The 12115-nt window shown below is 65.2% G+C and carries 12 protein-coding genes; all 12 read right to left on the reverse strand.

Features of this window, described 5'->3' with window-relative positions; all coding sequences use genetic code 11:
- Window positions 1-75 precede the first annotated feature (75 nt).
- Genes ACO77H_RS13535 through ACO77H_RS13590 form a run of 12 tightly spaced genes read right to left on the reverse strand, consistent with a single transcriptional unit; the run spans window position 76 to window position 12110 of the window.
- Complete coding sequence (locus ACO77H_RS13535) at window positions 76-1077, reverse strand: HAD family hydrolase (RefSeq protein ID WP_432755678.1); 1002 nt, start codon at window positions 1075-1077, stop codon at window positions 76-78.
- Window positions 1074-2129 carry a BatD family protein gene (locus tag ACO77H_RS13540; RefSeq protein ID WP_172311163.1) on the reverse strand — a complete coding sequence of 352 codons (1056 nt, stop codon included), beginning with the start codon at window positions 2127-2129 and terminating at the stop codon, window positions 1074-1076. The genes ACO77H_RS13535 and ACO77H_RS13540 overlap by 4 nt, the downstream gene beginning before the upstream one ends.
- A complete protein-coding gene (locus tag ACO77H_RS13545; protein WP_432755679.1) occupies window positions 2122-3633 on the reverse strand; it encodes a VWA domain-containing protein in 1512 nt (503 codons plus the stop codon). The genes ACO77H_RS13540 and ACO77H_RS13545 overlap by 8 nt, the downstream gene beginning before the upstream one ends.
- Complete coding sequence (locus ACO77H_RS13550; RefSeq protein WP_169952521.1) at window positions 3614-4615, reverse strand: vWA domain-containing protein; 1002 nt, start codon at window positions 4613-4615, stop codon at window positions 3614-3616. The genes ACO77H_RS13545 and ACO77H_RS13550 overlap by 20 nt, the downstream gene beginning before the upstream one ends.
- The gene (locus tag ACO77H_RS13555; protein ID WP_169952520.1) at window positions 4602-5072 is read right to left on the reverse strand and encodes a DUF4381 domain-containing protein; all 471 of its coding nucleotides are present in this window, start codon (window positions 5070-5072) and stop codon (window positions 4602-4604) included. Before ACO77H_RS13555 ends, ACO77H_RS13550 begins: the two co-directional genes overlap by 14 nt.
- Window positions 5069-5992 carry a DUF58 domain-containing protein gene (locus ACO77H_RS13560; RefSeq protein WP_432755680.1) on the reverse strand — a complete coding sequence of 308 codons (924 nt, stop codon included), beginning with the start codon at window positions 5990-5992 and terminating at the stop codon, window positions 5069-5071. Before ACO77H_RS13560 ends, ACO77H_RS13555 begins: the two co-directional genes overlap by 4 nt.
- On the reverse strand, window positions 5989-6963 hold the full coding sequence (locus tag ACO77H_RS13565; RefSeq protein WP_169952518.1) for an AAA family ATPase: 975 nt from the start codon (window positions 6961-6963) through the stop codon (window positions 5989-5991). Before ACO77H_RS13565 ends, ACO77H_RS13560 begins: the two co-directional genes overlap by 4 nt.
- Window positions 6964-6987: 24 nt before the next feature.
- Window positions 6988-7527 (reverse strand): hypothetical protein, encoded by a 540-nt coding sequence (locus tag ACO77H_RS13570; RefSeq protein WP_432755681.1) that lies wholly within the window; start codon window positions 7525-7527, stop codon window positions 6988-6990.
- Window positions 7524-8255: a DUF2092 domain-containing protein gene (locus ACO77H_RS13575; RefSeq protein WP_170041506.1), complete on the reverse strand. Its 732-nt coding sequence runs from the start codon at window positions 8253-8255 to the stop codon at window positions 7524-7526. The genes ACO77H_RS13570 and ACO77H_RS13575 overlap by 4 nt, the downstream gene beginning before the upstream one ends.
- A gap of 20 nt (window positions 8256-8275) precedes the next feature.
- Window positions 8276-9181: a transporter gene (locus ACO77H_RS13580; RefSeq protein ID WP_169952514.1), complete on the reverse strand. Its 906-nt coding sequence runs from the start codon at window positions 9179-9181 to the stop codon at window positions 8276-8278.
- 45 nt (window positions 9182-9226) lie between these two features.
- Window positions 9227-10627, reverse strand: coding sequence for a DUF1254 domain-containing protein (locus tag ACO77H_RS13585; protein ID WP_432755682.1), 1401 nt, complete (start codon window positions 10625-10627; stop codon window positions 9227-9229).
- A gap of 25 nt (window positions 10628-10652) precedes the next feature.
- Window positions 10653-12110: a DUF1254 domain-containing protein gene (locus tag ACO77H_RS13590; protein ID WP_170041504.1), complete on the reverse strand. Its 1458-nt coding sequence runs from the start codon at window positions 12108-12110 to the stop codon at window positions 10653-10655.
- Window positions 12111-12115: the final 5 nt, after the last annotated feature.

Below are 12115 nucleotides of genomic sequence, written 5' to 3' on the forward strand. Positions count from 1 at the left end.
AAGACCTGCTCCTTTATCGGCTTGAGTCGCACTGCTGCGACCAACGTTTACTACAGTCCATCGCGACGTCTTTGCTTATTGCAGCTGCTTTTGCACAACCGGTTCGAACGGGTAGATACGCCGCCAGTCGGCGGCCATATCGACCACGGTCCAACCCTTTGTATTGGCCTCGTCCAGGGCCTTGTCCAGGCGCCCCACCGAAGAGTTGCGGTCATACGCCCACTCCCGCGCAGCGTCGGTGTGGTGCACCAGCCCCATGAAACGTTTCCCCGCGCCTGCCGCCGTCCATTGCAGCATCTGCAAGTCGCCGTCGGAGTTGCCGAAGGCGAGGATCGGTCGCCGGCCAATCACCGCATCGATGCTTTCCGGCTTACCCGGGCCATCGTCGTTATGGGCCAGCTTGGCGGTACGCAGGATCTGCGGCTTGCCGTCGTTGATCTGGAACTGCGTGACGAAGCTGCTGCCGATCACCTGTTCCGGCGGTACGCCATAGACCACGTCGGCAAAGGCGCGCATGAAGGCGGTGTCGCCGCCGGACACGATGTAGGTCTTAAATTGCTGGCTGCGCAGGTAGTCGAGCATTTCCAGCATCGGCTGGTAGATCATCTCGGTGTAGGGCTTGCCGGTTTTCGGATGGCGGGCCTGGGTCAGCCAGGCCTTGGCATTGGCGATAAAGGTCTCGGTGCTGATCCCGGTATGGGTCGCACCGATGATTTTCAGCAGGCCGTCCATGCCGCTCTGGGCCAGGGCCTGGTGGTCGTTTTCCAGCACGGCCTTGAACGGTTGGGTGGTTTTCCAGTCCGGGTGCTGGGGCGCCAGGCGCTTGATTTCATCGAACGCGAACAGCACCTGAAAGTACGCCGGCTGCTCGGTCCACAGGGTACCGTCGTTGTCGAACACGGCGATGCGCTCGGCGGGCTTGACGTAGTCCGTCGAACCTTCGGCGGTCACGGCCTGGACGAATTCGATGATGTGCTGTTTGCTCGGTCCTTCATTCCATGATGGCAGCGGGTCGCTGGCCCATGCGGGAAAGCTCAGGCACAGCAGCAGGGGCAGGGAGCGGCGCAGAGACGTCATGGGAAATCCTTTTCGCGACGGGGGTTCAGTGGTAGCAAGCGTAGTCGACGGCAGACCCGGCGCAATGTCGCCCAGGCGCGGCGCCACAGTGCTGGCAGCCGTGGCCAGAGCGAGTGGCCGAGGTAGCCGGCCAATAGCAGCAGCACCAGCGCCGCGCTCCAGGCCAGGCCGTGGCGCGACAGTTGCCAGCGCGTGTGTTGGCCCAGGTCCTTGAGGTCCTGGGCGATCGAAAAGGTCGGGCGGTAGTCGCTGCCAGCCAGGGCTTCGACGCTGATGGCGGGCAACTGCGCCACTTGCAGGCGATGGTTGCGGCTGTCCCACCATTTCACGCTGATGGCCGGTAACTGGTAATGGCCGCCCTGTTCGACCCGGTATACCCAACGGTCCACGCGCTGGCCGCCGCTGACAGTACCGCGCCCGTCGTCCAGGTTGCTGATCAGCGCCGCCTGCGGGTAAGCGCGCAGGCCTTCGATCGAGGCTTGAGGCGGCGCCGGCAAGGACAGCGCCGGGGTGTTGTCGGCTTGCAGGGTGAGGGTGCGGGTCAGGCTGTCGCCCACCTTCAGCGGTGTGGCCGAGGTGCTGAGGTGTTGGCTCAGGCGCACCCCTTCGGCCACCAGCAGGTTCTCGCCGGGGTTGAATCCGGGTGGCAGCGTGGCCTTGAACGCCAGTGGCGCGCTGTGCGCAGTCAGAGGGGCGCTGGCCTGACCGGGTTGGGCGCTGACGGCCAGGGACGGCACGTTGAACTGCTGTGCCACGTTGGGAGTGATGCGGTAGCGATAGCGCATGCCATAGAAGTTCTGGCCGTCGATCACCTGGGTCAGGTGCTCGGCCTCGCCCCCCGGTGCCTCGACCCGGGCGCCCGGCAATTGCAGGGCGGGCAGGCTGGCGGCGGCGGTGAACCAGGTGTCGGTCAGCACGTCCACCTGCAACTGCGCTTGCTCGCCCACCATCACTGCCGGGCCGGGCAGTAGTTGCACGTGCACCTTGAGTTGCGGCTCGCCGGCCATGAGCTGTGTGCAGAACAGCAGGCCGAGCAGGGCGGGCTTATTCATGGGCGCCGCCCTGGTCTTGCAGGCTGAATTTGCGCCGCAGGAAGTTGGCCGGCGAGGTGGTCAGGTTCTGCAACCACAGGGCGTCACTGCTGGCTTGTTCGGTCTGCACCGCCTTGGTTTGGCCCTTGCCGGGCGTCTTGTCGAACTTGATCGCGTCGGGCTTGACCTCGGGAGCGTTGTCGGCGGCGCTTTCGGTGTCTTTTTTCAGGGCCATGGCCAGTGCCAGGTTGGCACTGGCCTCGGGGAACTGTGGCTGGCGCTGCAAGGCTTGCTGGTAGGCGCTGATGGCCTGGTCGAACTTGAAGCGGCGCACATGGATATTGCCCAGGTAGAACGCCGCCTGCGCGCTGTCGAGTTGGGCGAAGGTGGCCTGGGCCAGATCGTAGTCGGCGGCGTTATAGGCCGCGATGCCTTTCCAGTAGGGGTCGACAAACAGGCGGGCGGCGGCTGGGTAGTGATGGTGCTCGAAGGCCCAGCGCCCTTGTTGATCGGCTGTCAGAAAAGCATCGGCCAGCCCGTTGGCCTGGGCCGGCGCGGGTTGCAGGAACAGGCCCAGCATCACCACGGCGGCCCAATTCAGGCTCCAGCCCCGGCGCACGCCGAACAGTGCCACCAGCAACAGCGGCCAACACAGCCAGTAGCCTTCGTCTTTCCATTGCAGGGCGCGCTGTTGTTCATCGGCCGCCTGGAAGTGCTGCTGCGCGTGCAGCTCCACCCAGTCCAGGTCGTCGTCATTGAGGGTCAAGCTGCCCAGCGGCGCATCGGTGGCGGCGGCCAGTTGCTTCAAGGCCGGGGCGTCGAAACTGCCTGGGTTGCTGCCCACCGCCAGGACCAACACTTGCAGCGGGCTGTCGGCCAACAGGGGCTTGAGCCGCGGCAGTTGGGCGACGTCGGCCCCGTCGCTGAGCAGCAGCAGGGTGCCGGGGGATTTTTCTGCGTCGAGCAGGCGCCTGGCTTGCTCGATGACCGCAGCCACGTCCTTGCCCGGCCGTGTGATCAGGTCGCTGGCGAGGGCCTGGATAAAGCTGTCCAGCAGCGCCGGGTCATCGGTGGGCGGCAACACCAGGTGCGCGCTGCCGGCGTAGACGATCAGTGCGGTTCTTGCGCCTTTGCGCCGCGCAACCAGGTCATGCACCTTGTGTTTGGCCGCTTCCAGGCGGGTGGGCGGCACGTCGACGTTGTCCATGGACGGGGACAGGTCGAGGGCAATGATCAACGGTGCGCGATTCTCCAGGAAGGCCGGTCGGTCCTGCTCCCAGGTCGGCCCGGCAGCGGCGAGGGCGCCGAGCACCAGCAACGCACTGGCCAGGTGCACCGGGCGCAGGCGATGGGGATCGCTGGGCGTGAGCAACAGGTGCGGCAACAGGTGCGGGGCGATATTGCCGCGCAGGCGGCGTTGCAGGTCGCGGTTACGCCGCCAGAGCAGGGGCAGCAGCACGCCGATCAAAGCCAGTAGCAGCCAGGCGGGGCGCAGGAAGTGCAAGTCACTGAGGTTGAACGCCATCCGGCACCTCCCGTCTGGTGCGGTACGGCCATGCTGCAGCGATCAGGTGGTATACGGCGAACACACTCAAGGCTGCGCCCAGGGGCAGCCAGAACAGATCGCGCTTGGGTTGGTGGCTGAGGGTCTGGACCTGATGGGGGGTGAGCTGGTCGAGGGTGCTGTAGATCTGGTCCAGGGTGTCGCGGTTTTCTGCACGGAAATAGCGCCCGCCGGTGGCGTCGGCAATCTGTTGCAAGGCGCCCAGGTTGACCTTGGCCTCGCCCGACGCGCCGGGGTCGCCAATGCCGATGGTATGGATTACCACGCCTTTGGCCGCAGCCATGCTGGCGGCGTGGTCCGGGGTGATTGCGCTGCTGGTGTCGTTGCCGTCGGTGAGCAGGATCAGCACTTTCTCCTGCTCGTGGGCCGCGTCCAGCAGCTTCAGGCTCAGGCCGATGGCATCGCCAATGGCCGTGTTGGGCCCGGCCATGCCGATGCCGCTGTCATCGAGCAGCAGCGCCAGGCTGGCATGGTCCAGGGTCAGCGGTGCCTGGGGGTAGGCGCCGCTGCCAAACAGGATCAGGCCCAGGCGGTCATCCTTGCGCCGCTGGATAAACCCCTGCACCACCTGTTTGACTGCGGCCAGGCGGTCAATCTTCTGGCCGCTGGCGTCGGTGAAGTCCTGGGTCTGCATGGACTGGGAAATATCGATGGCCAGCATCAGGTCGCGCACCGGCTGTTGGCGTTCGATAGGTTTTTCTACCCAGACCGGGCGCGCCACGGCCAGCACCAGAAGGGCCCAGACCAGCAGGTTGAGCAGCAGTTGCCCGCGATTGCTGCGGCTGCCGCTGGCTGCCGGGGCTTGCCCCACCGCGCGGCTCATCCCGGCGAAAAACGGCACCCGCACCGCGCTGCGCGCCTCGTGGTAGGCGGGCAGGTAACGCCAGGCCAGCCAGGGCGCTGGCAGCAGGAGCAACAACCAGGGGTAATCAAGCTGCCACATGATGCCCCTCCACCCAGGTTCGGCACTGGGCCAGCAGGCGTGCACGCTGTTCGGCGCCCAGCGCCTCGGGCGGCGCGTAAGCCAGTTCGGCCAGTTGCCGGCTGAGGTCTGCCGGCACCTGCCCAGCGCCATGGCGTTGCAGGAAGGCTTGCCAGTCGGCGCCACTCAAGGTCGGCACGCGTTGCAGCTCTTCGGGGGCCAGGGGCATCGACAGCGCCACGCGCTTGAGTAACACCGGCAGTTCCCGTAGATCCTCCAGCGCATCCAGGCGTGCCAGGGCCTCACGGCGATAGGCATTGCGGCGCCACGCAAGCCAGGCCCTGGCGGCCCACACCAGCAGGCCGAGGATCAGCAGGCCGAGCAGCAGCCACCAACCCCAGGTCTGCGGCCAGTAGCTGACGGGCGCGGGCAAGCCCAGCTCTTGCAGCTGTTCGATGCTCGGCACCTGGGCGTTCACCGGCGCCTGCCCAGTTCGTCGCGCAATTGCTCGGCGGCGGGCAGGGCGCTGCTGAACATCAGCACGGGCACCTGGCTGCGCCGCAACAGGTTGGCGACATCCTTGAGGCGGCCGCCGAGAAAATCCCCCAGGGGTTGGCGCACCTGCTGTTGTTGCACGGCCAACTCCACCTGCAACTGGCCCTGGGTCACGCGCAGTTGGCCACTTTTGGGCACGTTGAGGGCCAGCGGATCGTAGACCTGCAAGGCGAGCACATCGTTATGGGCCGACAGCTGGCGCAGCAGTTGCAGGGTGCGCGGCCCGGCGCCGGCAAAGTCGCTGACGATGCAGATCAAATGGTCATGCCCGGCCAGCGCCAGGCAATGCTGCAAGACGTTGTCCAGTTGCCCGTCGCCCTCATGGTCCGGATTGCGCGCATTGAGCGCCTGGTTGTGCTGCACGATACGGCTGCACAGGGCCTCGACCCGCTTGCGGCTGCGCAACGGGGCCACGGCGTCGATGCGCTCATCGTTGAACACCACGCCGCCGACCCGGTCGCCTGCGTTGAATACCATCCACGCGGCGAGCGCCGCCAGTTCGGCGGCGACGGCTGATTTGAAGCTGCGCACCGAGCCAAAGAACATCGACATGCGCTGGTCGACCACGATCAAGGCCGGGCGGTCGCGCTCTTCGGTAAAGGCGCGCACCACCGGCTTGCCGGTGCGCAACGAGGCGCGCCAGTCGAGGTGGCGCAGGTCGTCACCGGGCTGGTAGCGCCGCAGTTCATCGAAGTTCAGGCCGCGCCCGCGCAGGCGTGACGCATGGTTGCCCGCCAGGATGCTGCCGTGGGGCTGGCGTGCCACAAAACTCAAGCCCCGTGCCTGGAACTGCAGGGCCATCAACTGCCCGAGGGACACGTAGACCTGACCGTCGGCGTTCATGCCGGGATCGCCACTTTGGCCAGCAGGCGGTCGAGCACCTGATCGGCACTGACCCCATCGGCCACCGCGTCGTAGCTCAGTTGCAGGCGATGGCGCAGTACTGGATGCACCACCGCTTGCACGTTGGCCGGGGTGACGAATGCCTGGCCCTGCAACCAGGCATCGGCGCGTGCGCAGCGGTCCAGGCCGATGCCGCCACGGGGGCTGGCGCCGAGGCTGATCCAGCGTGCCAGGTCCGGGTCGTAGTCGCCGGGATGGCGGGTGGCGTTGATCAGGTCGATCAGGTAGCGGTCGATGGCCGGCGCGACCTGCACGGCGCTGACTTCCCGGCGGGCGGCGAAGATCACCTCTTGTGCCAGGTTGAAGCCCTGAGTGACAGGGGCGTCGCCTGCCTGTTCTTCGGCCCGCAGCAAGCGCAGCACCTGGCTCTCATCGTCGGCGCTGGGGTAGTCGAGGAGGATTTTCAGCAAGAAGCGGTCCATCTGCGCTTCCGGCAGTGGGTAGGTGCCTTCCTGTTCGATGGGGTTCTGGGTGGCGACCACGATAAACAGTTCGGGCAGCGCGTGGCTGGCGCCGGCCACGGTGATTTGCCGCTCTTCCATGGCTTCGAGCAGGGCGGCCTGGACCTTGGCCGGGGCGCGGTTGATTTCATCAGCCAGGATCAGGTTGCCGAACAAGGGGCCGGGCTGGAAACGGATCTGGTTCTGCCCGTCCACCTGGTGCAGCACCTCGGCGCCGGTGATGTCCGAAGGCAGCAGGTCGGGGGTGAACTGGATCCGGCTCATCTGCGCGTCGAGGTGCCTGGCCAGGGCCTTGACCGTGCGGGTCTTGGCCAGCCCCGGCAGGCTTTCCAGCAGCAGGTGACCGTTGGCCAGCAGGCCCAGGAGGATCTGCCGGATAACCTGGTCCTGGCCCAGCACGCTTTCGGCGATGCTGGCTTGCAGGGCGTTAAGATCGTTGAGCGCTGTCATCACAATCATCCTTGAAGCATTGGGTCACCAGGGTGCGGCGACCACGATGTACTGCACGGAACTACCGACGTACTGCGGTTGGTACCAGGTCGGCCCGCAATGCTGGTAGGCCACGCCATTGGCGATGACCGACACGCAATCGACCGGCACCGTGTTGACCCGCGTGCCGATGGCCAGGATCGTCGCGGTGGTGGCGCCGATCACGGCGGCCGTGGCCCAGGGGTGATACCAATCATCCGGCGGCGGTGGTGGCGGCGGTGGCGGCATCGGGTAAGGATGCGGCCCAGGCCCTGGTCCCGGCCCGGGATACGGCGGCGGATGCGGGCCGGGCGGCGGCCCTGGATACGGATGCGGCCCCGGCTGCGGGTGTGGCTCGGGATGAGGCGGCATGGGCCGGGGCGCCGGCATCGGGTGCGGCGGCGGTGGATGGAAACCGCCACCGCCATGGGGCACGACGAAGGTCCGTGCGCCACCGCCGCCGCGCATCTGCCAGGCGTGGGCGGTCAGCGGGTCGAACAGGGTCAGCAGCAAACTGGCAGTGAGCACCCCCGCCACGGGCTTCATGGTTGTGCTCCTGCGGGGGCCAGGGGGATTGCCCGGGCACCGGCTGGCGGGGTGAATTCAAAGTCGCGGTCGTTGCTCGGGGCGTCCAGCTGCCAGCGATAATCGACGCTGTGGCGCGGCTGCCCGGCGCTGTCGCGGCGGCTGATCACCAGGCGGCACGGCAGCGGCTGCGGGCCCTGGCGCACCCACAGTTGCCAGTCGATGTCCGGTTGGCGGTAGGCGTAGTGATCGCATACCTGGCCATTGAGGGGCTGGCTGTCGATCCATAGTGCGTCGCTCAGCCCGGCGGCCTTGGCGGTAGTGGCGTCCCAACGGAACAGGTCGGCCAGGGGCAGTTCGATGCCGTACCGTTCACTCAATTGGGCGAGCAGGCTGGCGATATCCGTGGGAGCGGCCTGCTCGGTGAAGTAGCCGCTGCGGCTGTCGTAGAGGGTGAAGCGCTGGCCGTTATAGAACAGGCTGCGGCGCTCGCCATTGCGTTCCACCTGCACCCGCAGCTTGTCGGGCTGCCTGGCCTGCAGGTGAGTCTGGTGATTGAACTCGATGACCTGGCCGTCCTCCAGGACCTGGTCGGTGCGGCTGTCGGTATCGAGCCGTAGCTGCTGCACGCTGCGCAGATAGCTGCCCATCTGCTCCAGGGCGGCCAGGGCCTTGGGCTCCAGTTCGCCGGCCACCGCACCGCCGCTGACGAGCAGCAGGCCCAGCAACATACGATGAAAGCGCGACATGGCGTACCTCACGAATGCGATTACCAGACGTACTGCATGCGCAAGGTCCAGGTGTTCACGTCGGGCGAGCCGCGTCGCTCGGCAATGGTGTCGGAATAGGCCAGCAACCCGCCGAATTGCGGCGTGAGCATAAAGCCCAGGCTTGCCCCCAACAGGCCGTTTTCCTGCTTGTTGTCCTGCCAGATGCCGTCGATCTTGCTTTCACCACCCCGGCTGTAGGTGGCATCCAGCGAGGCCCAGAGCGCGCGATTGATGGTGTAGCTGTAGTGACCCTCGATGGCGTACAGCGGCTTTTGCTCCAGCTTGCTGTCGCCGTGGTACTCGTCGTTGTCGCCAAACAGCGAGACCCAGGTATTGATCTCAAGCCAAGTGGGGCCCAACGGCGTGCCGAAGCCCAGTTCTGGCTTGACCACCCAGCGGTTGGCGCCGATGTTGATCACGCGGTCCTTGTCATAGTCACCGGTGGGCACGGTGACCCACAGGGCACCGGTCAGGAAGGTCTCGGGTTTCCAGCTGGCGAACTCCGCCGCCGTGAGGGCCGGGCCGCCGAAGATGTTATGGGCGAACACCACCTGGGCATCGCCCATGCCGCCGTTGTGCTTGGTGCCATCGAAGAAGCGCGCGTTATCGAAGGACGCCGAAACATCGGCATAGGGCTGGATAAACTGGATGGCACTGTTACGCCCGTCGATGCCAAACGAGCGCGCGTAGCGCAACAGATACACATCGGCGTTGAGCGACAGGCCATCGATGGGCAGCGTGGTGTCGATGGGGGTGTTGGTGTCCACCCGGTTGTAGTAGCCGAACAGCATATTCAGGTCGGTAGGGGTGTTCTGCCAATCCCTGGCGTTGTCCGCAACACTTATCCCTGGCACCAGCGCCAGCGTGGCGGCGGCGAATGCACTCAGTCGACTGCGTGAAACCATGGCGCTACTCCTTGTCTGGGCCTGATGTCAGGGGTGTCGGGGCGGTTATTTCACCGGGGTCAGCGCCGGTAGTTTCCACTGGCCGTTACCCACCTCAGGCTTGGGCAGGTAAATGCGCAGTACGGCGTAGAACGGACCGGGTGGTGCTGGCAGCCAGTTGCTTTGTTCGGATTTGGGCGGTTCGTGATGCTGGACCTTGAGCGTCAGGCCGCCATCGGCATCGAGCTTGAGCTGGGGCAACATCCGCGAGTTGATCAGGTAGCGTTTCTTGTGGTTTGCCACCAACAGCTTGTTTTTGCCGTTGTACATGGTCAGTGACCAGAACGCGTCGGCGGGCGGCAGTTGGCCCTTGGCAAAGTGCAGGGTGTAGCTGTGCTTGGCGCCGTTGGCCGGCTTGCCCTCGCTGTCGACGAAGTAGCCCATGTAGGCGGCCTCATCGGTGGAGTTGCCGAAAATCCCCATGTCGGCACCGGCGTAGCGGTACAGGTAATTGTTTTGCAGGTGGTCCCGGCTGCCGAACAGGTCACCGCTGGCCACTTGATGGGTGTCGACCTTGTCTTTCTTGAAGGTGGCGAACTCGGCCTTGCCATCGGCGATCCCGTCTTCCAGGGCCTTGCGTTGTTCGGCGCTCAACTGGGCAACCTTGAACGGCGCGCCAGGGGCGATCCCGATCTTGGCAAAACGCGCCAGCAGCTCTTTTTCACTGTCCTGGGGCGCGGCGAAGGCCAGCATGAAGTTCAGGTAGCGGAACAACTGCGGGCTGTCGCTCATCTCGGCGACCGGTTTGGGCCACTCGATCTTCGCCACCTTGGCCGGCGCTGCCTGTTTGACGTAGCCGCTCAGGGGCTGGACCTTGTAGCCGGCCTGGATCTGCTTGACCTTGGCCAGGTCCTTGTCATCGAACAACTGGGTGCGATACAGGGCGTAGGCGATATTGCTTTCGCTGTAGACCACACGGTCCACATCCACCGGTTGCTGGCCCTTCCAGTCGGGCCCGGCGACCATGTAGTGCCCGCCATTGTTGCCGGTGCTGCGGGTGCCCAGGTAGGCGAAGTTCTGCGTATAGAGGTCGATCAACTGCACGGAGTAATAGCGGTTGTCCTCGATTTTCGGCAGGGTCAGCACCATCGGCTCGCGGCGCAGGTCCAGCCAGACAAAGGAGTAAGGGGTGTCCGAATTGGGGGTGACGAAGGCCGTGTCCTTGGGGGTGAAAACCTTGGCGGTGTTGCCGATGTGGTTGAACGGCGCCTTGAAGTTGGCGCCGCCCTTGTCCACCGCCTGGGTGTAGAGGGTCTTGTACATTTCCACTACCGGGAAGCCATACAGGTACGCTTCCTTGGCAATGGCCCGGGCTTCGCCGGGGGAGGCGGTAAAGTCCGCCCAGGCGCCGGTACTCAGCAGTATCGAGAGGCTCGCCAGCAGCAGGCGCGTCGGTTTTCCAATCATGTTGGTGCGTCCTTCCTTCAAACCGTCAGGGAACAGGGGTGATGTCGTCGAGCTTCCAGCGCTTGTCGAAGTAGGCCTCGGTAGGGGCATACAAGCGGAAGTAGCTGAACCAGTGTTTGCCCGGCAGAGTTTGCACCCAGTTGTTCTCGAAGTCTTTTGGCGCGGTGGGGCCAAAGTACAAATCCACCGAACCGTCGGGATTTTTCTTCAGGTCCTGGCGAGAAGACAGGTCGGCCTTGCGTTGCGGGTTGTCGATCAGGCAGCGGCTGTCGATGTCGTACACCGTCATCGACCAGAACTGCTTGGCCGGTGGGTTGGCGCCCACGTGCAGTTTGTAGTGCTTGGCGCCATCGAGCCATTGGCCCTTCTGGTCGGTGTAGGCGCCGAGATAGGTCTGGCCCAGGCCCGGAGTCTTGGAGACCATGCCCTTGGTGTTGGTCACCGCTTCATAGAACCAGGCGCTGCGCTCCCATAATTGGTCGTAGAAGGTCACGCGCTGGGAGGGGTCGGCGATGTTCAGCACCGTATCCCACTGGCGGTCCGGCCAGTACTGGGCCTGGGGGAAGCGCTTGGCGAAGGCGTTGGCCTTGGCGATCAACTCGCCCATCTGCGCACCTTGCTCCAGGGCCTGGCGCTGGTGCTCGTTGGGGTTGAACGGCCGGTCTTTCTCAATGCCCAGGCTGGCGAGCATGGCCATGTAGAAACGGTCGCGCTCGTTGACTGGCTCCTTCTGGATGATCCCGTGCAGGCGCTCCCAGTACGCCATGCCGCGCGGCTGGGTGCCGGACCACGGCTTGCCAGCGGGTGACAGCAAGCGCGTTTTGCCAGGGTTGGCGCGCTGGGCGTAGGGGTACATGCGAAATTGCTCGACCAGGGCCTTGCCCTTGGCCGGGTCGGGGTCGAGCACGCGAAAGCCCACCAGCACGTTCATCGTTTGCGACTTGGCCAGGTAATACTTGCCCGCATCGGCGGGCGGTTCGTGGCCCGGTGGCAGCACCAGGTACTTGCCGCCCTTGCCTTGGTCCGGGCCGGTCTGGCCCATATCGATGATTGCGCGCTGCCAGAAGTCGCCAATGCCGCCGGCGGTAGGCCCCGGTGGCAACTCGATCACCAGCGGGCCGGTCTCGTTGAGGTCGACAAACCCCAGGATATACGGGGTGGTGGCATTGGCCGTGATCACCCCGAGCTTGTCTTCGTAGGTGGTGAGCACCATCAGGTCGCCACTGCGCGCGCCGAGCTTGGTACTGAATTCGTCCTGCCATTGGGCGTAGGACACCAGCGGCAGAGCCCAGAGAAAACTCTGGGTGGCCTGTTGGAAATCCAGCTCGCCGTACAGCTTGGCGATTTCACTGTGGGCGGGCAATTCGCCCTCCATGGTGATCGGGCCGATGCGGGTGTCGAGGGTCTGGGCATGCACGCCCACGCCACAACTGGCGGATAGAGCCAGGAGGGTGAAGCCGGCATTGCGCATCAGGGCCTGCATAAATC

Origin of the sequence: Pseudomonas sp. WMBT8 (genome assembly GCF_050916005.1) — a bacterium.
Taxonomy (GTDB): domain Bacteria; phylum Pseudomonadota; class Gammaproteobacteria; order Pseudomonadales; family Pseudomonadaceae; genus Aquipseudomonas.